The sequence below is a fragment of the Massilia putida genome (assembly GCF_001941825.1).
Taxonomy (GTDB): Bacteria; Pseudomonadota; Gammaproteobacteria; order Burkholderiales; family Burkholderiaceae_D; genus Telluria; species Telluria putida.
Map to the genome: position 1 here is coordinate 1932869 of NZ_CP019038.1, position 24293 is coordinate 1957161.

19 protein-coding genes are annotated in these 24293 nt (G+C 68.2%); 7 read left to right on the forward strand and 12 right to left on the reverse strand.

The features are described from left to right. The first annotated feature begins 81 nt into the window (after positions 1-81). Entirely contained in the window at positions 82-1074 is a 993-nt protein-coding gene (locus tag BVG12_RS10850) for a bile acid:sodium symporter family protein (protein ID WP_075792393.1), read from the forward strand. A 71-nt stretch (positions 1075-1145) separates the two neighbouring features. Here the strand turns inward: BVG12_RS10850 and BVG12_RS10855 are convergent, their stop codons facing one another. From BVG12_RS10855 to BVG12_RS10900, 10 genes are all read right to left on the reverse strand, one after another. Next, complete coding sequence (locus BVG12_RS10855) at positions 1146-1535, reverse strand: hypothetical protein (RefSeq protein WP_075792394.1); 390 nt, start codon at positions 1533-1535, stop codon at positions 1146-1148. A gap of 2 nt (positions 1536-1537) precedes the next feature. Continuing rightward, complete coding sequence (locus BVG12_RS10860; protein ID WP_229503856.1) at positions 1538-2992, reverse strand: efflux transporter outer membrane subunit; 1455 nt, start codon at positions 2990-2992, stop codon at positions 1538-1540. An 8-nt stretch (positions 2993-3000) separates the two neighbouring features. After that, positions 3001-6291, reverse strand: a complete 3291-nt coding sequence (locus BVG12_RS10865) for an efflux RND transporter permease subunit (protein ID WP_075792396.1) — start codon at positions 6289-6291, stop codon at positions 3001-3003. After that, on the reverse strand, positions 6288-9404 hold the full coding sequence (locus tag BVG12_RS10870; RefSeq protein ID WP_075792397.1) for an efflux RND transporter permease subunit: 3117 nt from the start codon (positions 9402-9404) through the stop codon (positions 6288-6290). The genes BVG12_RS10865 and BVG12_RS10870 overlap by 4 nt, the downstream gene beginning before the upstream one ends. 232 nt (positions 9405-9636) lie before the next feature. After that, a complete protein-coding gene (locus tag BVG12_RS10875) occupies positions 9637-11022 on the reverse strand; it encodes an efflux RND transporter periplasmic adaptor subunit (protein ID WP_075792398.1) in 1386 nt (461 codons plus the stop codon). Between the two features lie 310 nt (positions 11023-11332). Continuing rightward, positions 11333-13204 carry a signal peptide peptidase SppA gene (sppA, locus tag BVG12_RS10880; RefSeq protein ID WP_075792399.1) on the reverse strand — a complete coding sequence of 624 codons (1872 nt, stop codon included), beginning with the start codon at positions 13202-13204 and terminating at the stop codon, positions 11333-11335. Between the two features lie 11 nt (positions 13205-13215). Next, positions 13216-14688 carry a sodium:solute symporter gene (locus tag BVG12_RS10885; RefSeq protein WP_075792400.1) on the reverse strand — a complete coding sequence of 491 codons (1473 nt, stop codon included), beginning with the start codon at positions 14686-14688 and terminating at the stop codon, positions 13216-13218. 45 nt (positions 14689-14733) lie between these two features. Next, positions 14734-15162, reverse strand: a complete 429-nt coding sequence (locus BVG12_RS10890; RefSeq protein WP_229503857.1) for a hypothetical protein — start codon at positions 15160-15162, stop codon at positions 14734-14736. 107 nt (positions 15163-15269) lie between these two features. After that, on the reverse strand, positions 15270-16751 hold the full coding sequence (locus BVG12_RS10895) for an NYN domain-containing protein (RefSeq protein ID WP_075792402.1): 1482 nt from the start codon (positions 16749-16751) through the stop codon (positions 15270-15272). Positions 16752-16844: 93 nt separating this feature from the next. Further along, a complete protein-coding gene (locus tag BVG12_RS10900; RefSeq protein WP_075792403.1) occupies positions 16845-17267 on the reverse strand; it encodes a DUF1810 domain-containing protein in 423 nt (140 codons plus the stop codon). A 61-nt stretch (positions 17268-17328) separates the two neighbouring features. On the opposite strand from BVG12_RS10900, the gene BVG12_RS10905 reads away from it, so the two are divergent. Further along, positions 17329-17538, forward strand: coding sequence for a DUF3820 family protein (locus BVG12_RS10905; protein ID WP_075792404.1), 210 nt, complete (start codon positions 17329-17331; stop codon positions 17536-17538). Between the two features lie 102 nt (positions 17539-17640). Then, entirely contained in the window at positions 17641-18342 is a 702-nt protein-coding gene (locus BVG12_RS10910; protein ID WP_075792405.1) for a pirin family protein, read from the forward strand. 39 nt (positions 18343-18381) lie between these two features. Here the strand turns inward: BVG12_RS10910 and BVG12_RS10915 are convergent, their stop codons facing one another. Both BVG12_RS10915 and BVG12_RS10920 read right to left on the reverse strand, forming a co-directional pair. Continuing rightward, on the reverse strand, positions 18382-19140 hold the full coding sequence (locus BVG12_RS10915) for a class I SAM-dependent methyltransferase (RefSeq protein ID WP_075792406.1): 759 nt from the start codon (positions 19138-19140) through the stop codon (positions 18382-18384). Next, positions 19130-19630: a MarR family winged helix-turn-helix transcriptional regulator gene (locus BVG12_RS10920; RefSeq protein ID WP_075792407.1), complete on the reverse strand. Its 501-nt coding sequence runs from the start codon at positions 19628-19630 to the stop codon at positions 19130-19132. The genes BVG12_RS10915 and BVG12_RS10920 overlap by 11 nt, the downstream gene beginning before the upstream one ends. A 109-nt stretch (positions 19631-19739) precedes the next feature. On the opposite strand from BVG12_RS10920, the gene BVG12_RS10925 reads away from it, so the two are divergent. The 4 genes from BVG12_RS10925 to BVG12_RS10940 are packed head-to-tail and all read left to right on the forward strand — an operon-like array spanning position 19740 to position 24286. Further along, complete coding sequence (locus BVG12_RS10925; protein ID WP_075792408.1) at positions 19740-20120, forward strand: response regulator transcription factor; 381 nt, start codon at positions 19740-19742, stop codon at positions 20118-20120. 9 nt (positions 20121-20129) lie between these two features. After that, positions 20130-21233, forward strand: a complete 1104-nt coding sequence (locus BVG12_RS10930; RefSeq protein ID WP_083684902.1) for a HEAT repeat domain-containing protein — start codon at positions 20130-20132, stop codon at positions 21231-21233. Continuing rightward, entirely contained in the window at positions 21230-22654 is a 1425-nt protein-coding gene (locus BVG12_RS10935; RefSeq protein WP_075792409.1) for a glycosyltransferase family 2 protein, read from the forward strand. The genes BVG12_RS10930 and BVG12_RS10935 overlap by 4 nt, the downstream gene beginning before the upstream one ends. 3 nt (positions 22655-22657) lie before the next feature. Next, positions 22658-24286, forward strand: a complete 1629-nt coding sequence (locus BVG12_RS10940; protein ID WP_075792410.1) for a hypothetical protein — start codon at positions 22658-22660, stop codon at positions 24284-24286. The last annotated feature ends 7 nt before the right edge of the window (positions 24287-24293 follow it).

Sequence of the window (24293 nt, forward strand, 5' to 3'; positions counted from 1 at the left end):
ATTCCACCTCCGGGGCCTCGCCGCTCTGCAGCAGCCTGCGCAAGCCGGTACAATAGGCGATTTGGTCCGCCCGTCCCCGCCATGTCCAGCATCCTCGAGCGCACGTCCGCCACCCTGCGCCGCCTGTCGATCGACACCTTCACCATCCTGCTGCTGTGCACCGTCGCCCTCGCGAGCGTGCTGCCGTGCGCCGGCCTGACGGCCGTCGTCCTCGGCAAGGTCACCACGGTCGCCATCGGGCTGTTGTTCTTCCTGCACGGCGCCAAGCTGTCGCGCGAAGCGATCGTCGCCGGGATGACGCACTGGCGCCTGCACCTGCTGGTGCTCGTGTCGACGTTCGTCATGTTCCCGCTGCTGGGCCTCGCATTGAAGCCGTTGGCGGGCAACGTCGTCACGCCCGAACTGTACGTGGGCATCCTGTTCCTGTGCACCCTGCCCTCGACCGTGCAATCGTCGATCGCGTTCACGTCGATGGCGCGCGGGAACGTGGCGGCGGCCGTGTGCAGCGCGTCGGCGTCGAACTTCGTCGGCATCTTCGTCACGCCGCTGCTCGTGTCGACCTTGATCGTGCGCGGCGCGGCGGGCGGCTCGTCGCTGGACGCGGTGCTCACCATCGTCGAACAGCTGCTGCTGCCGTTCCTGGCCGGCCAGTTCCTGCGTCCGTGGATCGGCCGCTGGGTCGACCGCCACAAGCCGATGCTGAAGATCGTCGACCAGGGTTCGATCCTGCTGGTCGTCTACACGGCGTTTTCCGAGTCCGTCAACGAAGGCCTGTGGCACAGGCTGTCGGGGGAAGCGCTCGCGGGCCTCGTCGTCATCAGCTGCGTGATGCTGGCGATCGCGCTGGGCCTCGCGACGTGGACGAGCCGCCGCCTGGGTTTCAGTCGGGAGGACGAGATCACCATCGTGTTCTGCGGCTCGAAGAAAAGTCTGGCAAGCGGCGTGCCGATGGCAAAGGTGCTGTTCGCACCGAGCGCGCTGGGCATGGTCATCCTGCCCGTGATGCTGTTCCACCAGATCCAGTTGATGGTCTGCGCCGTATTGGCCCAGAAATGGGGGCGCGAAAAGCGTTAACACCGGGGTCAGAGCCCGATTTTTGGAAATTGCCTTGGCGTCGTTGCCAAAATCCGGGCTCTGACCCCGGTTTATCTGGCGAGGGCCAGGCCGCCCCACCACACTTCGGGCAGCGCGGCCGCCAGCATCATGCCGGGGCCCAGCGCCGTGATGAGCCAGCGGCGGCGCGGCGGCAGCCACGCGGTGCGCGGGTCTGCGATGCTCGCGCGGATGTCGCGCCAGCCGAAGCCCACCAGCGCTGCCATCCCAACCACGAACAAGGCCCACAGCGCCGCATCGTTCAGCAGCGCCGCGAAGTCCTTGTCGAGGTAAGCGAGCGCCGGCAGCGCGAGGCTCACACTGCCCAGCAGTTCGGCCGTCGCGACGACGGCCGCGCGGCCGCGGCGGCGGAAGTCGCGGCGCAGCATCCACGCCGACAGCGCGACGTCGCCGGCCAGGTACAGGGCGCTCCAGCCGGGCATGGTCACTCCTGCGCGGTAAGCTGGTCGGCGTGCCATCCGCCGCCCAGCGCCTGGATCAGGGCCACGGCCGTCGTCTGGCGGTTGCCCTGCGTCTGCACGAGCGCGCGGCGCGCGTTCAGCGCCGTCACCTGGGCCTGCACCACTTCCGAATAACTCACCTGGCCGGCCTTGTAGCGGTTCAGCACCTGCTCTTCGACCTTGTCCGCGGCCTCGGAAGCCTGGCGCTGCAATTCCTGCTGCTGCGCCAGCACGCGCGTCGCGGCCAACTGGTCCTCGACGTCGGCGAAGGCGGTCAGCACGGTCTGGCGGTAGCGCGCGACAGCCTGCTCGCGGGCCGCGTTGGCGCCCTGCACCGCGGCGCGGTTGGCGCCGCCGTTGAAGAGGGTCTCCGTGGCCGACAAGCCCAACGCCCACGCGACGCTCGACGCCTTGAACAAGTCGCCGATGGCGCTGGCGGACGGCCCGTACGATGCCGTCAAGCCGATCTGCGGGAAGTAAGCGGAGCGCACGATGCCGATCTGCGCATTGGCCGCGGCCACGGCGCGTTCGGACGCGGCGATGTCGGGACGGCGCTCCAGCAACGCGGACGGCACGCCGACCGGCACGTCGGGCACCGTCACCTTCCACTCTGCGCTCGCCAGCGCGAAGTCGGCCGGCGCCTTGCCGATCAGGACGGCGATCGCGTGCTCGAACTGCGCGCGCTGGCGGGCCAGCGTGAGGTCGTCGCTCTGCGCGCTGGCGAGCTGGGTCTGGGCCTGGTAGACGTCCGAGTGCGGCACGATGCCGACGTCGAAGCGGTTCTGCGTGATCTTGAGCACGCGCCGGTAGCCCTCGATGGTCGTGGCCAGCAGCGCGCGCTGGGCGTCGACGGAGCGCAGCGAAAAATAATCCGCCGCCAGTTCGCCCTGTGCGGACAGGCGCGCGGACGCCAGGTCGGCCCCGCTGGCCTGCGCATTGGCCTGCGCCGCCGACACGCCCGCGCGCAGGCGGCCCCACACGTCCGGTTCCCAGCTGGAGCCGATGTTCAGGCGGTAGCTGTTGGACGTGCGCCCGTTGCCGTTGCTGTTGCCGTTGTTGCCGGACCCGCCGCCGCCCCCGCCGCTGCCGTTGCGGTTCGCGCCGCCGGTCAGGGTCACGGTCGGGAACAGCGACGCGCGCTGCTCCGCGACGAGCGCGCGCGCCTGGCTGTACGCGGCGACGGCGGCCGCCACGTTCTGGTTGTTGACCTCGACCTGCCGCACCAGGCCGTCCAGCACCGGATCGGAGAACAGGTTCCACCACGGGCCCCGTTCGAGCGCATCGGCCGGTGCGGCGGGCGCCCATCCCTGCAGCTCCTTGAAGGCCGCCGGATTCGGCGTTGCCGGGCGCTCGTACGCGGGCGTGAAGGCGCAGCCGGACAGCACGGCGGCGGCGAGCAAGGCACAGGTCAGCGGACGGATGGTCGTGGAAAATCGCATGGTGTGGTTCATGTCCGGGAAGTCGATGGCTGGTCCTCCAGCGGATGGCGGACCAGGTGATGCTCGTCGGCGTTGCGGCGGCGGAGCTTGTCGAGGTAGACGTAGACGACGGGCGTCGTCAGCAAGGTCAGGAGCTGGCTGGCGATCAGGCCGCCGATGATGGCGATGCCCAGCGGCTGGCGCAGCTCGGAGCCCTCGCCGAAGCCGATCGCCAGCGGCAGCGCGCCCAGCGCGGCCGCCAGCGTCGTCATCAGGATCGGGCGGAAGCGCAGCAGGCATGCTTCGCGCACGGCTTCTGTGGCCGACAGCCCGCGCGCACGCTCCGCCTCCAGCGCGAAGTCGATGATCAGGATCGCGTTCTTTTTCACGATGCCGATCAGGAGGAACACGCCGATCAGCGCGATGATGGAGAATTCCATGTGGAACAGCAGCAGCGCCAGCACCGCGCCCACGCCGGCGGACGGCAACGTCGACAGCACGGTGACCGGGTGCACGAGGCTTTCGTACAAAATGCCCAGCACGATGTAGATGACGACGATGGCCGCGAGGATCAGGAGCGGCTGCTGCTGGTTCGATTCCTGCGCCTGCTTGGCCTGGCCCTGGAAGCTGCCGCGCACATTGGTCGGCATGCCGATGTCGGCTTCGGCCTGCATCACGGCCCGCTGCGCATCCGACAGCGAATAGCCCTGCGCGAGGTTGAACGAGATCGTTGTCGCCAGCTCGCCGTCCTGGTGGTTGACGGAGCTGGGCGTCGCGCGTTCGGCGAAATGGGCGATGGCCGACAGCGGCACCATCGTCGTGGGATTCCCGGACAGCGCCGAGCCGCTGGACGGGTCGCGCGCGGCGGTCAGGTTCGCGGGCGCGGCCGGCGTGCCGCTGGTCGACGTCGTGCTCGTACCGGACGTGGCCTTGGCGGTGGCCGTGGTGGTCGTGGACCCGTTCGCATTCTTCGCCGGCACGTAGACATCGTCCAGCGCCGCCGGCGAGCGCGCATACTTCTGCGCGACGCCCATGATCACGTGGTACTGGTTCAACTCGTCGTAGATATTGGCGACCTGGCGCTGGCCGAAGGCGTCGTACAACGCGTTGTCGACGTCCTTCGCACTGATGCCCAGGCGCGACGCCGTCTGCTTGTCGATGTCGACGTAGGTTTCGACGCCGTTGTCCGCCTGGTCGGTGTCGACGTCGGTGAGCGCCTTCTGCCCCTTCATCGCGTCGGCCAGCCTGGTCGCCCACATCTTGAGGTCGGCGCGGTTGTCGCTCTTGAGCGTGTACTGGTACGTCGAGTTGGACTGGCGCCCGCCCATGCGCAGGTCCTGCACGGGATTCAGGAACAACTGCACGCCCGTCACGCGGGCGAGCTTGGGCCGCAGCCGCGCGATCACGGCCTGGCCGCTCTCGCCCTTGGCGCGCTCGCTCGCGGGCTTCAGGTTCATGAACATGAAGCCGCCGCCCGCGCGCGAGCCGCCCGTGAAACCGACGACCGTGTCCACGGCCGGATCGCTCTTGATGATGTTCACCAGCTGGCGCAGCTTGCCCTGCATGGCCTGGAACGAGATGCTCTGGTCCGCGCGCATGCCGCCGTTGACCTGGCCCGTGTCCTGCTGCGGAAAGAAGCCTTTCGGCGCGGCGGAAAACAGGAATACGTTCAGGCCGACGACGAACACGAGGATCAGCATGACGAGCGGCTTCATGTCCAGCGCCCAGTCGAGCGCGTGCTCGTACGATCGCAACACGCCGTTGAACCCGCGCTCGGCCCAGCGCGCGAGGCGGCCCTGCTTGCGTTCCACGCGCTCGTGCAGCTTCTGGCCGGGCTTCAGCAGCATGGCGCACAGCATCGGCGTCGTCGTCAGCGAGATCACGAGCGAGATCATCACGGCGGCCGACAAGGTGACGGCGAATTCGCGGAACAGCCGTCCGACCTGCCCGCCCATGAACAGCAGCGGGATGAACACGGCCACGAGCGACAGGCTGATGGACAGCACCGTGAAACCCACTTCCTGCGCGCCCAGCAGGGCCGCCTTCATGCGGTCCATGCCCTGCTCGACGTGGCGGCTCGTGTTTTCCAGCACGACGATGGCGTCGTCGACGACGAAGCCGGTGGCCACCGTGAGCGCCATCAGCGACAGGTTGTTGAGCGAGAAGCCCAGCAGGTACATCACGCCGAAGGTGCCCAGCAGCGAGACGACGGTGGCGACGGCCGGCACGACGGTGGCGCGGGCGCTGCGCAGGAACAGGCTCACCACGAGCACCACGAGCAGGATCGAGATCGCGAGCGTCAACTCGATCTCGCGCAGCGAGGCGCGAATGGAATTGGTGCGGTCCGACGCCACCTGCATGCTCACGTCCTGCGGCAACTGCGCCTGCAGCTGCGGCAGCAGCGCGCGCACGCCGTCCACGGTCTCGATGACGTTGGCGCCCGGCTGGCTGGTGATCAGGACGATCACGGCGGGCTGGCCGTTGAACAGGCCCAGCGTGTGGATGTCCTCGACGCCGTCGGTGACGTCGGCCACGTCCTGCAGGCGGATCGCGGAACCGTTGCGCCACGCGACGACGAGGCCCTTGTAGTCGGCCGCCGTGCGGCCATTGGTCGGCGTGTTCGCCTGCGAATAGATCTGCAGGCGCATGCCCTGGCCTTCCAGCGCGCCCTTGGGCCGGTTGGCGTTCGTGGCCTGGATCGCGGCGCGCACGTCCTCGGTCGACAGGCCGTATCGATTCAATTGGTAGGGATTCAGGTCGACGCGCACGGCCGGCAGCGAACCGCCGCCGAGCTCCACGTCGCCCACGCCCTTCACCTGCGCGAGCTTTTGCTGCACGACGTTCGACACCTCGTCGTAGATCTGGCCGGGGCTGCGCGTCTTCGACGTCAGCGCCAGGATGATCACGGGCGCGTCGGCCGGATTGGCCTTGCGGTAGGTCGGGTTGCTGCGCAGGGTCGCGGGCAGGTCCGCGCGCGACGCGTTGATCGCGGCCTGCACTTCGCGCGCGGCGGAATCGATCTGGCGCGTCAGGTCGAACTGCAGGTTGATGCGGGTGGAGCCGTTGCCGCTGCTGGATGTGATCTCGTTCACGCCCGCGATGACCGCGAGCCGCCGTTCCAGCGGCGTCGCCACCGACGTCGCCATCGTGTCCGGACTCCCGCCCGGCAGGTTGGCGGACACGGAGATCGTCGGGAAGTCGACCTGCGGCAGCGGCGACACCGGCAGCACGAAGAACGCGCCGATGCCCGCCAGCGCGATGCCGATGGTGAGCAGCACCGTCGCGATGGGCCGCCTGATGAACGGTTGCGACAGGCTCATGCCTCGACTCCGCCGGGTTTCGGCGCCGTGCGCGGCTTCGCGTGTTCCTCGCCGCCCCAGCGCCGCGCGAGGCGGTCGAACGCGAGGTAGATGACGGGCGTCGTGAACAGCGTGAGCAGCTGGCTGACGATCAGGCCGCCGAAGATGGCGAGGCCCAGCGGCCGGCGCAGCTCGGCGCCCTCGCCCCAGCCGAACATCAGCGGGATGGCGGCGAACAGCGCGGCCAGCGTCGTCATGATGATCGGGCGGAAGCGCAGCATCGCGGCCTGGTGGATCGCCGTTCTCGGGTCCTTGCCCTCGTCCCGCTCGGCCTCGATGGCGAAGTCGATCATCATGATCGCGTTCTTCTTCACGATGCCGATCAGGAGGATGATGCCGATGATGCCGATGACGCCGAGGCCCTGCCCCGTCACGCCCAGCGCCAGCAGCGCGCCCACGCCGGCCGACGGCAAGGTCGAGAGGATCGTCAGCGGGTGGATGTAGCTCTCGTACAGCACGCCCAGCACGATGTACACGCAGACGACCGCCGCCAAAATCAGCCACAGCTGGTTCGACAGCGACGCCTGGTAAGCGCCCGACGCGCCGAGGAAGGTCATGCTGACGGCGCCCGGCAGGTTGATCTCCCTGGCGACGTCCTTGATGGCGGCGACGGCGGTGCCGAGCTTGATGCCGGGCGCCGTGTCGAAGCCGATCGTCGTCGCCGGGTATTGCGCCACGTGCGTGATCTGCAGCGGCGCGGCCTGCTCCGTGACGGACGCGATGGCGGACAGCGGCGTGGGCGAGCCGGAACCCGTGCGCAGCTGCAGGTTTTGCAGCGCGTCGAGCGACATCGACTCGTCCTGCTGCGCTTCCAGGATCACGCGGTACTGGTTCGTCTCCGTGAAGATGGTCGACACGATGCGCTGGCCGAACGCGCTGTACAAGGCGTCGTCGACGTTCGATGCCGTCACCGACAGGCGCGACGCGCTGTCGCGGTCGATGTTGACGTAGGCGGCCGCGCCGGTGGCGCCGGCGTCCGTGACGACGTTCGCCAGCTCCTTGCGGCGCGCCATCGCGTCGACCATCTTCTTCGCCCAGTCCGTCACCGTCTTCGTGTCCGCGCCTTCGATCGACAGGCGGTATTGCGTCGGTCCCGTCTCGGCATCGATGGTGAGATCCTGCGTCGGCTGCAGGTACAAGGTGACGCCGGCCACGTTCCGCGCGACGCGCGCACGCAGGCGGTTCATGATGTCCTGCTGGTCGTCGTGCCTGGCTTTCAGGTTGATCAGCATGGTGCCCGTGTGGAGCATCGTGTTGTTGGCGGCATCCACGCCGACCGTCGACGCGAGCGATTCGACGTCGGGGTCCGCGAGGATCTCGCGCGCGGCGGCCTGCTGCATGTCGGCCATCGCCGTGTACGAAATCGCCTGGCGCGCTTCCACGCGCGCCTGCAGCTGGCCCGTGTCCTGCGTGGGGAACAGGCTTTTCGGGATGAACACCCACATCAGCGCGGTGAGCACCAGCGTGCCCAACGCGACCAGCAGCGTGAGGCCTTGGCGTTCCAGCACCCAGTTCAGGCCGCGGTCGTAGTGGCCGACGGTCCAGTCGAACAGCGACTGGAACTTGCGCGCGAATGGCGTCTCATGTGCCTTGTCGTGCTGCTTGAGCCAGCGCCCCGACATCATCGGCACGAGCGTCAACGAGACGACGGCCGAGATCAGGATCGTGATCGCCAGCGACACCGCGAATTCGCGGAACAGCCGGCCCACGACGTCGCCCATGAACAGCAGCGGAATCAGGACGGCGATCAGCGACACCGTCAGTGAGATGATGGTGAAGCCGATCTGCGTGGCGCCCTTCAGCGCGGCCTCCATCGGCGGTTCGCCTTCCTCGATGTAGCGCGAGATGTTCTCGATCATGACGATGGCGTCGTCGACCACGAAGCCGGTCGCGATGGTCAGCGCCATCAGCGACAGGTTGTTCAGGCTGTAGCCCAGCAAATACATCACGCCGAACGTGCCGACGAGGGAGATCGGCACCGCGAGGCTGGCGATGACGGTGGCGCGCAGGCTGTGCAGGAAGGCGAAGATCACGAGCACGACCAGCACCACGGCCAGCACCAGCTCGATCTGCACGTGTTCGACGGAGGCGCGGATGCCGTTTGTGCGGTCCGACAGCACGTCCATGTGGACGCTCTCCGGCAGGCTGGCCTGCAGCTCGGGCAGGCGCTGCTTGATGGCGTCCACGGTGGCGATCACGTTGGCGCCCGGCTGGCGCTGCACGTTCAGGATGATCGCCGGCTTCATGTTGGCCCACGCGCCCAGCTTGACGTTTTCCGCGCTGTCGACGACCTTCGCCACGTCGCCCAGGCGCACGGGCGCGCCGTTGCGGTAGGAGACGATCAGGTTCGTGTAGTCGGGCACCGTCACCAGCTGGTCGTTGGCGTTGATCGTGTACGCGCGCAGCGGACCGTCGAAGCTGCCCTTGGCGCTGTTGGCGTTCGCGTTCGTGATCGCGGTGCGCAGCGTGTCCAGACCGAGGCCGTTGGCCGCGAGCGCCTCGGTATTCGCCTGGATGCGCACGGCCGGGCGCTGGCCGCCCTGCAAGGTGACGAGGCCGACGCCCGTCACCTGGCTGATCTTCAGCGCGAGGCGCGTGTTGACGAGGTTCTGCACCTCCGTCAGCGGCATCGAGTCGGACGTGATGGCGAGCGTCAGCACGGGCGCGTCGGCCGGGTTGACCTTCGCGTAGACCGGCGGCGCCGGCAGGTCGGTCGGGAGCAGCGAGCCGCCCGCGTTGATCGCGGCCTGCACTTCCTGCTCGGCCACGTCGAGCGTCTGGCCGAGCGTGAACTGCAGGGTGATCACGGAGACGCCGGCCGCGCTGTTGGAACTCATGCGCGCCAGGCCCGCCATCTGGCCGAACTGGCGTTCCAGCGGCGCCGTCACGGTGCGCGCCATCACTTCCGGGCTCGCGCCCGGGTACAGCGTCTGCACCTGGATCGTCGGGAAATCGACCTGCGGCAGCGCCGACAGCGGCAGGAATTTATAGCCGACGAGGCCCGCCAGCACGATCGCCAGCATCAGCAGCGACGTGGCGACGGGGCGGCGGATGAAGGGGGCGGATGGGCTCATGGGGCGTCTCCGCTCAGGCCGTCGCCCCCGTGCAGGCCAGGGTCCAGCCTGTGCAATGAGGCTTTCACAGACAAAAGCCGTCGTTCCCGTGAAAGCGGGAACCCGTACTGAAGCGCCGACGTCGGTCCATTGAAAGACTTATGGCCTCTTTGACGTACAGAATTCTGCAGCTCAGCAGGGATTCCCGCTTTCGCGGGAATGACGTTCCTTTTTCCGCCGGATACTGACGACGTCATTGCGCCGCCCCTTCCTGCTGGCGGCGGCGGTGCTGACGCTGCGCGCCGTCCTGCCCGGCCTGGCCCGGCTTGGCGCCCGCCGCACCGGCCTGCCCGCCCTGTCCGGCCTGCCCGCCCTGCCCGCGTCCCGGATGATCGCCCGGCAGGATCACCTTGGCGCCATCCTTGAGGCGGTCGGCGCCTTCGGTGATGACGGTTTCACCGCCTGTCAGGCCGCTCGTGATCTCGACGCGCTCGGCGTTTTCCTCGCCGCGCTTCACGCCCGTCAGCGCCACCGTGCGGGTCTGCGGATTCAGCACGTAGACGTAGTCGCCGTTCGCGCCGTGGCGCAGCGCCGTCACGGGCACCGTGATCGCATTCTTGATGACGTCGATCTGCAGGCGGACGTTTACGAACTGGTTGGGGAACAGTTTGGAGCCCTCGTTGCCGAAGCGCGCCTTGGCCTTGACGGTGCCGGTCTGCGTGTCGACCTGGTTGTCCAGCGCCATGAAGCGGCCCTGCGCCAGCTCGCGCGTGCGGGTGCGGTCCAGCGCCGTCGCGGGCAGGGTCGCGTTCTCGTTGATGCGCTGCTGGATCGTGGGCAGGTGGTCCTGCGGCATGGCGAATTCGACGTCGATCGGCGATTGCTGGGTGATCACGGCGATGCCGTTGGCGTCGCTGCTGGCCACGAGGTTGCCGATGTCCACCGTGCGCAGGCCCACGCGGCCGACGATCGGCGCGCGCACCTGCGTGTAGCCGAGATTGATCCGGGCGATGCCTTCGGCCGCCTTGTCGGTCGTGACGGCGCCCTGCAACTGCTTGACGAGGGCCGCCTGCGTATCGACGTCCTGGCGCGCGATCGAGTCCTGCTGGAGCAGCGTCTGGTAGCGGCCCAACGTCACCTTGGCCGTTTCCAGCTGCGCTTCGTCGCGCTGGCGCTGGCCCGTCGCCTGCAGCAGCGCCATCTGCGCGGAGCGCGGGTCGATCGTCGCCAGCACCTGGCCCTGCTTGACGAGCTGGCCTTCCGTGAACAGGATCTTCTGCAACACGCCGCCGATCTGCGGGCGGACGGTGGCCACGGCCGCCGGGGTCACGGTGCCGAGGGCGTCCAGCACGATCGGGATGTCGGCCCGCTCGGCCTTGCCGACGCCCACCGTCGTGGCGGGCGCGCCGCCGCGTCCGCCGCCCGGACCGCCTCGGCCGGCGGCACCCGGGCCGCCCGCGCCAGGCCTGCCCGCACCGCCGGGGCCGGCCTGCGGCTCCTGGTGCACGAGATGCCAGGCAAGCAGCGCCAGGCCGACCATCGCGAGGACGGCAACGATGGTGCCGATGACGCGGGTGCGGCGCGAGCGCCTGGGCTGGGTCGGGGTCTTGTTTTTGTCGGGAGTGACGGTCGAATCCATGCTGTTCCTTGGCGGCCGGGTAATCAAAAGCACAATAAAAGTTCCATGGCAATGTAGCACGCTCCAGAACCACCTTATGTTTCGTAACGTACGGACGAGCAAACCCTCAGCCCGGTGATCGGGCGTCCCGCCAGGCGAGAAAACTTGCCTCTTTACATGGATTTACGCAGAAGCCTTCCGTATCCCGGAAGATCGAAACAAAAACGGGCGTGGGGGAGATCCCACGCCCGTTTCTCGGCGGCGGCGCCGTGTGTCGGCGTATGGTTGGCGGACTACAAGCTGTTACAAACCTTAACGCCCCGGAAAGGTTTCAGGGCAGTGCGCACAGGCAGTGCGTCACCGCCGCGAACGGTTGCCTGCGGTCGGCGACGCCGGACAGCCAGCCCAGATCCTTGCCGATGGCCGCCGCCGTGCCGCCGCCGAGTGCCGCCGCGCCCAGGTCGGCCGGCAACAGACCCAGCCTGACCTGCACCGTCAGCGCCTGCGCGTCCGACAGGCCCATGCGCTCGAGCAGGCGCTCGGCCAGCGTGGTCGGCTGCTCGGCATACGTGACGCGGAAATCGTCGCCCAGGTTCGCCCGCTTGGCGGCCGAGCGCAGCGCGTCGCCGTAGCTGCCCAGGCGGTCGACGAGGCCGCGCTCCTTGGCCTGCGCGCCCGTCCACACGCGGCCCTGGCCCACCTCGTCGATCTTCGCGGGCGTCGTCTTGCGCGCGATGGCGGCCTTGGTCGTGAACTCGTCGTAGATGTGGTTGATGGTGGACTGGATCAGCTGCCCGAAGCGCGGATCGAGCGGCCGCAGCGGATTGTAGGCGTCGGCCAGCCACGTCGTCGTCACGCCGGCCGTATGGATGCCGAGCTTGTCCCCGACCTTGTCCGCCGTCGGCAGGATGGCGAACACGCCGATCGAGCCGGTGACCGTGGACGGGTCGGCGATGACTTCATCGGCCGCCATCGAGATCCAGTAGCCGCCCGACGCGGCCACGTCGCCCATCGACACGACGACCGGCTTGCCGGCCGCGCGCGTCAGTTCCAGCTCGCGCCGGATCAGTTCCGAGCCGTAGGCGCTGCCGCCCGGCGAATTGATGCGCAGGACGACGGCCTTCACGGAATTATCCTCGCGCACGCTGCGGATCAGGTTCGCCGTCGCGATGCCGCCCACCATGCCGGGGCCGCCCGTGCCTTCCGTGATGTCGCCGGCCGCGACGACGACGGCGACGGCATCGCCGAACGGCTTGTCCGGATGGCGCGTCACGTAGTCGTCAAAGCCCACCTGGCGGAAGCTCTTGATGCGGTCGTCGTACGCGCCGCGCTTGATGAACATGTCGCGCACTTCGTCGCGCGTCTTGACGCCGTCGATCAGCGTCCAGTCCAGCGCCACCTTGGCCGCGTTGCCGTTGGCGGCCGCCAGGCGCTGCGGCAGTTCGTCGATGCCTTTCGCGACCGCGCCCGCCGGCAGCTTGCGCGCCTTTTCCACTTCGTCCGTGTAGCTGGTCCAGAGGCCGTTATACAGGAAGGCGTCCGCCTCCTGCGCGGCCTGCGACGGGCCGTTGCCGATGAACGGCTCCGCGAAGCTTTTATAGGTGCCGACCTTCATCAGGTTGACGGTGACGCCGAGCTTGTCCAGTGCGTCGCGGTAGTAGTTGCGGTGACGGCCGAAGCCTTCGATCAGCACCATGCCCATCGGGTGCAGGTAGATCTCGCTGGCGTGCGCGGCGATCAGGTAGCGCTTCTGGTCGAAATTGCCGCCCCAGACGACGACCCGCTTGCCGGCCGCCTTCACGCGTTCCACGGCCGCGCCGATCTCGCGCACCGACGCGAGGCCGCCGCCGGCCATCTCGTCCAGCAGCACGAGGACCTCGCTGATGTTGGCATCCTTGGCGGCGCCGTCCAGCGCCTTCAGGACGTCCGGCAGACGCACGAGGCGGCGGCCGTTGCCCGACAGGCCGGCGACGACGGAATCGCGCACGCTGCCGGCGCGTTCCTCGACGAGCTCGCCCTTGAGGTCGAGCACGAGCGCCGTCTTGGGCGCCAGCGGCTTGAGCCCGCCGCCGAACATCGCCCACACGATGGCGATCAGGACGAGCAGGAAGATCAGGTTCAGCACGAAGCGGCGGGTGGCGTCGAGGCCGCGCCACAAGGCACCAATTCCGCGGCGCAGGGAAGACAGGGGCTTGAAGGACATCGGATCTCCGGCTAGTTGAAATGAGGTTCGGTCAGGGGCGACGCCGCGGGGCGCGAGATCGCGAACAGGCCGGCGAACACGAGGGCGCCGTTCACGATCAGGAGTTCGAGGCCGAGGCGGTAGCTGCCCAGCAGCGCGTGCTGGTGGTATTCCAGCAACGCGCACAGGACCGGCGCCCCGACGGTTACCCACGGCACGAAGCGGTCGTGGAGCAGCCGCGTCGTCATCATGCCGAAAGCGAACAGACCGAGCAAGGGTCCGTATGTATAGCTTGCGAGCTTGAGGATGACGACGATCATGCTGGGATTGTCCACCCATTTGAACACGAGCACCATGGCCAGGAACAGCAGCGCGAACGCGAGGTGCACGTGGCGGCGCAGGCGCATGCGCTGGCTTTCCGTCAGGTCGTCGCGGCGCCTGATGCCCAGGATGTCGATGCAGAACGCGGACGTCAGCGCCGTGATGGCACCGTCCGCGCTGGGGAACAGCGCCGAGATCAGCGCGATCAGGAAGATGATCTGAACGAACGGCGGCAGATGGCCCATGACGACGGCCGGGAAGATTTTATCTCCCGTGGCCGTGACGCCGGCTGCCGGCGCATACAGGTACAAGAGGCCGCCGAGGAACAGGAAGGCGCACAGCACGACGACGAGGACGGCCGTGAGGCTCAGCAGATTCTTTTGCGAGGCGGCCAGGGTCTTCACGGAGATCGTCTTCTGCATCATTTCCTGGTCCATGCCCGTCATCGTCAGCACGATGAAGATGCCGGCCACGATCTGCTTGAGCCAGAAACCGGGGCTGTCGGGATCGTGCGTGAACACGCGCGCGAGGCCTTGTCGCTGCATCTGCTGCAGCGCCTGCGGGATCGTCAGGTCGAGCTGCCCCAGCATGAAGAATACGCAGGTGAACAGGCCCACGAGCATGCACGTGGTCTGCAGGGTATCGGTCCAGACGATGGTCTTCACGCCGCCCTGGTAGGTGTACAGCAGGATCATGCCGAGGATGACGAAGGTCGTGAGCCAGAACGGCACCCCGAGGCCGTCGAGGATGATGGTCTGCAGGACGGCGACGACGAGGTACAGCCGGGCCGTGGCGCCGAACAGCCGCGACAGGATGAAGAACCCGGCCCCGCTCTGGTAGGCGCGCAAGCCGAGGCGTACGTCGAGGTAGTGGTAGATCGAGGTCAGGCGCAGGCGGTAGTACAGCGGCAGCAGCAGGTAGGCGACGGCGACGTAGCCGATCACGTAGCCGATGAGGATTTGCGCATAGCCGAAGCCGTCCGCCCCGACGGCGCCCGGCACGCTGATGAACGTGGCGCCGGACAGCGTGGTGCCGACCATGCCGAACGCGACGAGCATCCAGTTGCTGCTCTTGTTGCCGATGAAAAAGCTGTCGTTGTTCGCGCCCCGCGACGTGGCCCAGGCGACGCCCAGCAGCAGGGCGAAGTAGGCGATGAGGATGCAGAAGAGTAAAGCCGGGGACATCGGGGACCCAAAGTTATCTGACCACCGGGCAATATACACCCAAGCTCAGATCCCCTGCCCCGGCATGCGCTCGAACGGCCCGATGCACGCATCCATGGTCTCGTTCTGGCACATGACGAAGCGGGCGCCGGACGGGTGGAAGCGGATGTAGTTGGTGGCGCGCGTGCCCGGCTTCATGACCTCGCCCGAGCAATCCTGCTTGCCGTTGTCCTTCACGATTTTATCTTCGAGCTTGTAGAAGCCCCTGGCGCTGGGCTGCTCGGCCACCGTGAATTCGCTTTCCGACACTTCTTCCGCGCTTTTGACGAGCGTCGTGCCGTCGCCGCGGAAGTGGTACGTCTCGGAACAGCCGAGCTGGGGAATGGTCAGGATCCAGATGCCCAGCAGCGGATGCGACGCCGACGGCGCGGCGGCTTGGGCCGGCGAGGCGGCGGCAAGAACCAGGGAGGCGAACAGTCCGGGAAGCGTACGCATGACAGGCCTTTGCATGAAAAGCGCGGGATCTTGTCATTATGGCACAGGCGTGCCCGGGGCGGGCGCGCGAAACGACGACGTCCCCGCGAAAGCGGGGACGTCGTCGTTCAGCCGTTTTCCGGCGGCGTCTTCGCCTTCGCGGGCCGGCGCGGTGCGCGCGTCGCCGGCTTGCGCGACGGGGCCTTGTGCGCCGGGCGGCTCGACTTCTTGCGGGCCGGTTTCGCGCCCTCGTCTTCCGTCGTGGCGCTGTCGTCGGACGGCGCCGCAGCCGGCGCCGCGACGGCACTGTCTTCCTGCGCCACCTCGTCCGGCGTCGCGGCCGTGACGGGCTCCGGCGCTTCCACGGCAGGTGCCGCCTCCTTGCGCGCGGCCGGCTTGCGCGGCGTGCGCGCGGCGCGGCGGCGTTCCTTCACGGGCGCGGGCGCCTCCTCGGCGGCCGCGGGCGCTTCGGCTTCGACGGCGTCAACGGCCGGGGCCACCGGCTCGATCGCTTCGGCCAGGTCCGGCGTCGGCGCCGGCCAGGTGGCCATCGCGGTGTCTTCCGACGCGACCGGTGCCTGGCCTTCGCGGCCCTTGCGTCCACGGCCGCCGCGGCGGCGCGGTTCGCGGGCCGGTGCCGGTGCCGGCACTTCCGTCGGCTGCTCGCCCTGGGTTTCCGCCGCCAGTTCGTCGGCGGCTTCGGGCGCGCTCTGCACCGGCTCGACGTCCGGCGCGCCCGCCGTTTCGACCGCCAAGGGTTCGGCCGGCTGCAGTTCGACCTGGGCGTTCGAACCGCGGTAGACGTAGGTGCCGGATTTTTCGTCGCGGCCGAATTCGAACAGGCCGCGCGTCTGCGCTTCTTCCAGCAGGTTGCCGAAGGTGCGGAACCCGTAATAGGTTTCGGAGAAGTCCGGACGGCGGCGCTTGAGGGTGTCCTTCAGCAGCGAGGCCCAGATCTTGCCGGTGTCGCCACGCTCCGAGACGAGCGCGTCGAAGGTCTCGACGACCATCTCCAGCGCCTGCAGCTTGCGCGCTTCCATCTCTTCGCGCTTGCGGTTGTCGCCGTCGGACGGGCGGCGGCCCTGCTGCGGCTGCGCCTTGCGCTCGTCGCGCTTGGCGGCGGCGCGGCGCTGTTCGCGCACCAGGTCGTCGTAGAAGATGAATTCGTCGCAGTTCGCGACGAGCAGGTCGGACGTCGACTGCTTGACGCCCACGCCGATCACCCGCTTCGCATTCTCGCGCAGCTTGGAGACGAGCGGCGAAAAGTCGGAGTCGCCCGACACGATCACGAACGTGTTCACGTGCGACTTCGTGTAGCACAGGTCGAGCGCGTCCACGACCATGCGGATGTCCGCGGAATTTTTGCCCGATTGGCGCACATGCGGGATTTCGATCAGTTCGAAGTTCGCTTCGTGCATCGTCGCCTTGAAGCCCTTGTAGCGATCCCAGTCGCAATAGGATTTCTTGACCACGATGCTGCCCTTGAGCAGCAGGCGTTCGAGGACGGGCTTGATGTCGAACTTCTCGTAATTCGCATCGCGCACGCCGAGTGCGACGTTTTCGAAGTCGCAGAACACCGCCATGCTGATATTGTCTGGAGATGAAGCCATGTGTGTTGTTGTGTGGTTGGTAGACAAGCTGACCAGGGATTATACGCAACAACGTTGACAGCGCCGCCGCGGACGCGTCTCCCCGCGGAATCGTCAGCCCAGCCGCTCGAGCGTGGCCGGATCGGCGCGGCCGTCGAAGAACTGGTCGAGGCAGGTCTGGAAGATCGCTTCGTGGGGCGCGATGTCGGCGAACAGGGTCATCGACGAGTGGAATTTGAGGTTGTCGGGGTAGCCGAAGATCTCGTCGACGCCGCGGTCGTGATGGCTTGCCACGGCTTGCGCGCAGGCGCGCAGGCGCGGGCCCAGCACGGGATGCGCCAGGTAGGCGGCGGCCTCGTCGGCCGAACGGATCGCGTAGCGCTGCGCCATCGCGCTGTGGCCCAGTCCCTCGACCTGCGGGAAGATGAACCACATCCAGTGGGTGCGCTTGTGGCCGGCGCGCAGCTCGGCCAGCGCCTTGTCGTAGATGCCGTTCTGGGCTTCGACGAAGCGTTCCAGGTTAAAGTCGGGTGCCATGGCGTTTCTCCTCTCCGGCGCATGCTACGCCGATCGCGGGATTTGCTAAAGTGTCCGCACGATGAAAACCGAACACCTCACCCTCCTCCTGACCCGCGAAATGCCCTATAGTAAGTACAAGGGCCGCACGATCGCCGACCTGCCCGGCCACTACCTGGGCTGGTTCGCCCGCGAAGGCTTTCCCAGGGGCGAGCTGGGCGAGCTGCTGGCCCTCATGTACGAGCTCGACCACAACAACCTGCGCAGCCTGCTCGATCCGCTGCGTCGATGATCGATTTTTTCGATCGCAGCCCGTCAAACTACTCGTTTTTCTTCTCCGGGCGGCTTCCCTATACTCATTCCATCGACAAACGATCAAACCAAGGAGCAGATCATGATGGAAGTCCGCAGGAGCGCTGAACGGGGCGCCGCCCACCACGGCTGGCTGATGTCCAAACACAGCTTTTCGTTCGCCGATTACTACGACCCGCGCCACACCGGCTTCGGTCCGCTGCTGGTGATCAACGAAGACCGCGTCGCGCCCGGCGCCGGCTTCGGCACCCACGGCCACCGCGACATGGAGATCATCTCGTACGTGCTGGACGGCGCGCTGGAGCACAAGGACAGCATGGGCACCGGCTCCGTCCTGCACTATGGCGACGTGCAGCGCATGAGCGCCGGCACCGGTGTGCGCCACAGCGAATTCAACGGGTCGCAGACGGATCCCGTGCACTTCCTGCAGATCTGGATCCAGCCGGATACGCAAGGCATCCCGCCCAGCTACGAGGAAAAGCATTTTCCGAAAGAAAGCAAACAGGGCAAGCTGCGCCTGATCGCCTCGCGCGACGGCCGCCAGGACTCCGTGCTGATCCACCAGGACGCCTCGATCTACGCGGCGATCCTGGACGAAGGCGACAAGCTGGAACACGCGATCGACCGTGCCCGCCTGGGGTATGTGCACGTGATCCGCGGCGACGTCACGGTCAACGGCGTGTCGCTGAAGGATGGCGACGCGCTCAAGATCGGCGGCGAGGACCGCGTCGTGTTCGACAACGCCGAGGCCGCGGAACTGCTGTTCTTCGACCTGCCGGCATGACTCGAAGTCACCCGGCCGGGCCGCGGCGCGGCCGGATTGTCATACTCTGCCGATGCGCATATTGATGGGCCACGACACCGGACGCTTCGCGTTCGGGTCGCCCCACAGCGCGGCGATGTCATCGAAGAACGCCATCAGCAGCGCGTCCTTGCCGGCTTCCCTGGCACTGCGCGTGGCCGACCACGTCAGCACGTAGCCGATGAAATCGGACAGATGCCATTCGAGCCGGATGTGCAAGGACGGCGGCGCCAGTTCTTCGAACGGAAAGTCGAGGGTCGCATAGCCCGTGTCGACGAGCTTGCGCTCCGGCGGCCAATACGGCCCGATCTCGTCCCGATAAAACGTCTGGAAACGTTGATCCAGCAGGGGCTCCAGCGTGAGGACGCCGTAGCTGACGAGCGCCACGATGGCGCCGGGCACGGCGATCCGGCGCACTTCCCGATAAAAGACCGGCAGGTCGAACCAGTGCGCGGCCTGGGCCGCGGTCACCATGCTCGCGCTCGCGTCAAGCACCGGCAGCTGCTCGGCGGGCGCGCATTCATACCGGATGCGCGCGTTCGGGACCGCATTCGCGATCTGGTCGGCGCTCGGGTCGAGCCCAACCACCTGCTGGAACCAAGGGGCAAGCAGATGCGTCAGCTGGCCGTTGCCGCAGCCGACGTCGACCGCGAGCCTGTCGTCCGGTGCCGCGGATGCGAGGAACGCGGCCAGCTCGCGCGGATACTCGGGCCGGAAGCGGGCATAGGCCCGCCCCCCCTGGTCGAACCAGTTGCGCGCCGGGTGCGAGTCAGTCGCCATGCGGATTCTCCTGTCGTTCCTGTCGTAATGCGGCTTGCGCCGCCGTGATCCGGGCCGAAAATCCCTCCCGCTCGAGGGCGGCGGCCGCGGCTTCCAGCACGCGTCGGAACGGGTAGCCGATGTCGGCCTCGAGCCTGTCGATCGCGGCGAAGGTGGCCGCCCAATGCCGTTCCAGCTTGCCCACCAGCGCGCGTCCGGCGGCGGTGAGTTCGATCGCGCTCTTGCGGCCGTCGCCGAGGGCGTGGCGCGCGATCAGCCCGTCGCTCTCCAGCAACGCGACGGTCTGGCTGATCGCGCCCTGGGTCAGACGGGTACGCTCGGTAATGTCGGTCACCGTCAGCGCGCCGGCGTGCAGGGCGCGCAACACCGGGGTGTAGCGCGGCCGGTAGCTCAGGCTCATGGCGCGGTAATGGTCTTCCGCGCCCTGTTCGACGAGTTCGTTGACATAGCGAAGCAATTCGCCGAGCCCTGGATTCTGCCTGGTGTTCATGCACCGCATGATACATTAGCGCTAATGCATATTCAAGCCGCACAATCGCGCGTCGGATGCGAAATGCGCTCAGTATAATGAAGCCTCACAGCAACTTTCACCCGCCAGCATGTCTGCACAACCCAGCGTCCTCGTCGTCGAAGATGACGTCCACATCGCCCACGTCCTGAGCTTCATGCTCGAACGCCAGGGCTATCGCGTGATCCACATGGCCGACGGCCGGGCCGCCGTACAGCACGTCCTGTCGCAGCCGGCGCCGGACCTGGTGCTGCTGGACGTGATGCTGCCCTTCGTCGACGGGTTCGAGATCGTCGGCCTGATCCGCGCGCAGGCCGGTTGGGAAGGCGTCCCCGTGCTGATGCTGACCGCCAAGAACACGGAGCGCGACACCGTGCGCGCCCTGGACGCCGGCGCCAACGATTTCATCATCAAGCCGTTCCAGCCGCAGGAATTGCTGGCGCGCCTGCGCCGCTTCCTCGCAGTTTCCTGACCTCGCGGCATGGCCCTGCCCACGGGTGCCCTTCCCGCCCACGCGCTGGCCGCCGCCTTCAGGGCGCCGGACGACCCGATCCTGGCCGCCGCGTACTGGACGGGCATCGGCGCCCTTCTCCTGACCCTGCTCCTCGCCGCGCAAATCATCCGCCTGCGCATGGCCCTGCGCCGGCACGAACGGCGCGAGGCGCGCGCGCTGGCCCGCTGGCGTCCCGTGCTGAACGCCGCGATCGTCGGCGAGACGCCGGACTTCCTGCCGCGCCTGCCCAAGTCCGAACGCCTGCACTTCATCAAGCTGTGGGTGCACCTGCAGGCGTCGCTGCGCGGCGAAGCGGGCCTCGCGCTGAACGCCGTCGCGCGCCGCCTCGGTGTCGACCACGACGCCCGCGCCATGCTCGCACGCGGCGCGCGCACGGAACGCCTGCTGGCCACGCTGCTGCTGGGCCACCTGGGCGACCGCGCCTCCTGGGACACGTTGCGCACGCTGGCCGGCAGCCCCGACGTGACCCTGTCGCTCTCCGCCTTGTGGGCACTCGTGCGCATCGATCCGCACGCGGCCGCCGGCTACCTCACGCCGCTGTTCGTCGAGCGCGACGACTGGGCCATGTCGCACGTGGCCGGCATCCTCAAGGAAGCGAGCGCGCCCGTCGCCGGCGTGCTGGCGGACCTGCTGCCGTCGCTCGCGCCGGAGCGCCTGCCGCGCGCCATGCGTATCGCCGAAGCCCTGCGCATCGACCTGCCGCCCGCGCTGCTGGAACAGGCGCTGGCCAGTGCCGACATCGGCCTCGTGACGGGCGCGCTGCGCGTCGTCGCCACGCCCGGCCTGCGCGACCGGGTGCGCGGCCTGCTCGCGCACGGCGACTGGCAGGTGCGCGTGCTGGCCGCCAAGGCGCTGGGCCGCATCGGCGACGCGTCCGACGTCGACCGCCTGGCTGGTCTGCTGGGCGACCGCGAGTGGTGGGTGCGCTACCGCGCCGCGCAGGCCCTCGTCGACCTGCCCTGGCTGGGACGCGCCGACCTCGACGCTCTCCACGCGTCGCTCTCCGACCGCTTCGCCGCCGACATCCTCGCGCAGGTGATCGCCGAAACCCGCTCCACGGAAGCCCCATGAACGCGCACCACCATGTCGTCGGATTCATCACATGGTTCGTCCTGTGCTACTTCGTCCTGCTCAACGGCGGCTACCTCGTGCTGAACATGCTGTCGCTGCGCACCCTGCACCGCAAGGGCCAGGAAGCGATGCTGGACGACCTGCCGCGCGTCTACTCGGGCCTGGAGCCGCCCGTCAGCATCCTCGTACCCGCATATAACGAGGAAGCGACGATCGCGGCGTCGGTGCGCTCCATGCTGCAGCTGACGTATTCCGAGTACGAGGTGCTGGTCGTGAACGACGGCTCGAAGGACGGCACGCTGGACGTGCTGAAACGCGAATTCGGCCTGCTGCCGTTCCCGGAAGCCTACCGCCGCCAGATCAAGACGAAGGACATCCGCCAGCTCTACCGCTCCACGCGCTTTCCGAACCTGCGCGTGATCGACAAGGAGAACGGCGGCAAGGCCGACTCGCTGAACGCGGGCATCAACGCGTCGCGCTACCCGCTCGTGTGCGGCGTGGACGCCGACTCGATCCTGCAGCGCGACAGCCTGGAGAAGGTCACGGAACCGTTCCTGCGCGATCCGACCGTCGTCGCGACGGGCGGTACGATCCGCGTCGCCAACGGCTGCGAGGTGACGGGCGGCTTCCTGACCAAGGTGGGCCTGCCGCGCAATATCTGGGCCCTGTTCCAGGTGGTGGAGTATCTGCGCGCCTTCCTGTTCGGACGCCTCGGCTGGTCGTCCGTGAACGGCATGCTGATCGTCTCCGGCGCGTTCGGCGTGTTCCGCAAGGACACCGTGATTCAAACCGGCGGCTACCGCCCCGACACCATCGGCGAGGACATGGAACTGATCGTCCGCATGCACCGCCTGCTGCGTGCGAAACGCCAGCCGTACAAGGTGGAATTCGTGCCCGACCCGGTGTGCTGGACGGAGGCGCCGGAAGACTACAAGACCCTCAAGAACCAGCGCATCCGCTGGCAGCGCGGCCTGGCCGAGAGCCTCTCCGCCAACTGGGGCCTGATGTTTTCGCGGAACGGCGGCGTGCCGGGCTGGCTCGCGTTTCCCTTCATGCTGCTGTTCGAATGGCTCGGTCCCGTCGTCGAACTGGGCGGCTACGTGTTCATGGTCTGGGCTTCCCTGGCGGGCGAGATCTCGTGGCAGGCCTTCAGCACGTTCATGTTCGTCGCGATCGGCCTCGGCATCCTGCTGTCCGCGTCCGGCCTGCTGCTGGAAGAGATGTCCTTCCACATCTACCCGCGCGGCAAGCAGTTGCTCGCGCTGGGCGCCGTCGTGCTGCTGGAAAACGTCGGCTACCGCCAGCTGAACACGGTCTGGCGCCTGATCGGCCTGTGGCGCTGGGCCACCCGGAAAGAATCGACCTGGGGTACGATGAAGCGCAAAGGCGACTGGCAGGCCGGTTCGCCCGGAGACTCCTGACCCATGCGCACACTCCTGCTCCCCCTGCTCGCGATGACGCTCCCCGCTCATGCCGCCTGGCTGCACCAATGCCCCGCCGGCGCGGACGCAGCGCCGCGCTACGTCGCCAACGACCAGGCCCGCATGCCCGGCTGTACGAGCGTGCCGCTGCCGGCCGGCGCGCAGGTCGACGCGGTGTATCCGCTCGCGCCCGGCGAGACGCCTGACGACGTGATCCTCCTGCACGGCAACGTGGCGGACGGCCGCTTCGCCGCCAGCGAGCACGAACTGCCGTCGTCGAAGCCGGGGCCGGAACGTCCGGCCCCGATGCCCCTGCACGCGAACCTGCTCGCGCGGATGCGCGCACGCACGTTCGGCGTCGAGGAACGCGTGCAGGCGACGTTGACGGACGACCGCCTGCGCGTGACGTGCCGCCCCGGCCGGCACGCGGCGGGCGTCATCCTCACGGGTCCGTGGTTCATGACGCGGGCGAACGTGGTGCTGGCCGCGGCCTATGCGGCGCAAGGCGGACCGTTCACGTGGCAGGTGGCCGACGCGGCGCGCCAGGCGCGCGACGACGCGTTCGACCTGGGAGCGCTCGTCCCCGGCGCCAAGGACGCGCGGCTCGCGCTGCCGCCCCGGCTGGACCGCGGCAACTGGCGCCAGTTCGTGCTGCTGTGCCCCGCGACGCAGGCCGCCATCGACGTCGCCTCGCTCGCGCTCGAACCGGCAGCAACGCCGACGGCCGCGCCGCGCGCCACGTGGGTCTGGCGTCCGGGCGACTGGATCGACGGCGGCCCCGTTCTGCTCGACTGGGCGGCCAGCCTGGGCATCCGCGAACTGTTCGTCACCGTGCCGCTGAAGGACGGCACCGCCGTGCGCGCCCCCGACCAGCTGGCCGCCTTCGTGCGCCAGGCGGGCGACAAGGGCATCGCCGTGCTCAGCGTCGACGGCGATCCGCACATGGTCCTGGCCGGCGAGGTGCCGGCCGCCGTCAAGCGTGTGCAGGCCTATGCCGCCTACAACGCGTCGCAGCCTCCGGCAGCCCGCCTGCGTGGCGTGCAGTTCGACGTCGAACCGTATCTGTTGCCGGACCATGTGCTGCCTGTGGACCGGCGCGACGCGGCCTACGTCGACATGGCGCGCGCCTTGAAGGCGGCCGCCGGCGATGGCCTGCGCGTGGAATTCGTCGTCCCGTTCTGGTGGGGCCGGAACCCGGCGCTGCTGGATGCGCTGGCGCCGCACGCGGACGCCCTCGCCGTGATGGATTACCGCACCGACCGCGACCAGATCGTCGACTTCGCCGTGCCGTTCCTCGACTGGGCCGCGGTCCACGGCCGCCAGGTGCGCATCTCCCTCGAAGCGGGCAGCATCGAGCCCGACGTCCAGCGCCGCTACGTGAAGGCGGCCGGCGCGCCCGGCGACCTGCAGGTCGTCGACGTCGACGGCCGGCAGGTGCTGGTCCTGCTGCGCCATCCGCTCGCGGCAAAGGATGCCCGGCTGTACCGCCTGCAGTCCACGCGCGCCATCGACGGCAGCGCGACCACCTTCCACAACGACAAGGCCGCCCTGCTGCGCCTGCTGCCCGGCCTGGAAGCGGATTTCGGCGCGTGGGAAGCGTTTCGCGGCATCGCCATCCACGAGCTGCGCTGACGCCGCC

What these genes read in the sequence shown, in the direction of transcription:
- BVG12_RS10850 (WP_075792393.1), top strand. Translation starts at nt 82, where the DNA reads ATGTCCAGCATCCTCGAGCGCACGTCCGCCACCCTGCGCCGCCTGTCG.
- BVG12_RS10855 (WP_075792394.1), bottom strand. Translation starts at nt 1,535, where the DNA reads ATGCCCGGCTGGAGCGCCCTGTACCTGGCCGGCGACGTCGCGCTGTCG.
- BVG12_RS10860 (WP_229503856.1), bottom strand. Translation starts at nt 2,992, where the DNA reads ATGCGATTTTCCACGACCATCCGTCCGCTGACCTGTGCCTTGCTCGCC.
- BVG12_RS10865 (WP_075792396.1), bottom strand. Translation starts at nt 6,291, where the DNA reads ATGAGCCTGTCGCAACCGTTCATCAGGCGGCCCATCGCGACGGTGCTG.
- BVG12_RS10870 (WP_075792397.1), bottom strand. Translation starts at nt 9,404, where the DNA reads ATGAGCCCATCCGCCCCCTTCATCCGCCGCCCCGTCGCCACGTCGCTG.
- BVG12_RS10875 (WP_075792398.1), bottom strand. Translation starts at nt 11,022, where the DNA reads ATGGATTCGACCGTCACTCCCGACAAAAACAAGACCCCGACCCAGCCC.
- sppA (WP_075792399.1), bottom strand. Translation starts at nt 13,204, where the DNA reads ATGTCCTTCAAGCCCCTGTCTTCCCTGCGCCGCGGAATTGGTGCCTTG.
- BVG12_RS10885 (WP_075792400.1), bottom strand. Translation starts at nt 14,688, where the DNA reads ATGTCCCCGGCTTTACTCTTCTGCATCCTCATCGCCTACTTCGCCCTG.
- BVG12_RS10890 (WP_229503857.1), bottom strand. Translation starts at nt 15,162, where the DNA reads ATGCGTACGCTTCCCGGACTGTTCGCCTCCCTGGTTCTTGCCGCCGCC.
- BVG12_RS10895 (WP_075792402.1), bottom strand. Translation starts at nt 16,751, where the DNA reads ATGGCTTCATCTCCAGACAATATCAGCATGGCGGTGTTCTGCGACTTC.
- BVG12_RS10900 (WP_075792403.1), bottom strand. Translation starts at nt 17,267, where the DNA reads ATGGCACCCGACTTTAACCTGGAACGCTTCGTCGAAGCCCAGAACGGC.
- BVG12_RS10905 (WP_075792404.1), top strand. Translation starts at nt 17,329, where the DNA reads ATGAAAACCGAACACCTCACCCTCCTCCTGACCCGCGAAATGCCCTAT.
- BVG12_RS10910 (WP_075792405.1), top strand. Translation starts at nt 17,641, where the DNA reads ATGATGGAAGTCCGCAGGAGCGCTGAACGGGGCGCCGCCCACCACGGC.
- BVG12_RS10915 (WP_075792406.1), bottom strand. Translation starts at nt 19,140, where the DNA reads ATGGCGACTGACTCGCACCCGGCGCGCAACTGGTTCGACCAGGGGGGG.
- BVG12_RS10920 (WP_075792407.1), bottom strand. Translation starts at nt 19,630, where the DNA reads ATGAACACCAGGCAGAATCCAGGGCTCGGCGAATTGCTTCGCTATGTC.
- BVG12_RS10925 (WP_075792408.1), top strand. Translation starts at nt 19,740, where the DNA reads ATGTCTGCACAACCCAGCGTCCTCGTCGTCGAAGATGACGTCCACATC.
- BVG12_RS10930 (WP_083684902.1), top strand. Translation starts at nt 20,130, where the DNA reads ATGGCCCTGCCCACGGGTGCCCTTCCCGCCCACGCGCTGGCCGCCGCC.
- BVG12_RS10935 (WP_075792409.1), top strand. Translation starts at nt 21,230, where the DNA reads ATGAACGCGCACCACCATGTCGTCGGATTCATCACATGGTTCGTCCTG.
- BVG12_RS10940 (WP_075792410.1), top strand. Translation starts at nt 22,658, where the DNA reads ATGCGCACACTCCTGCTCCCCCTGCTCGCGATGACGCTCCCCGCTCAT.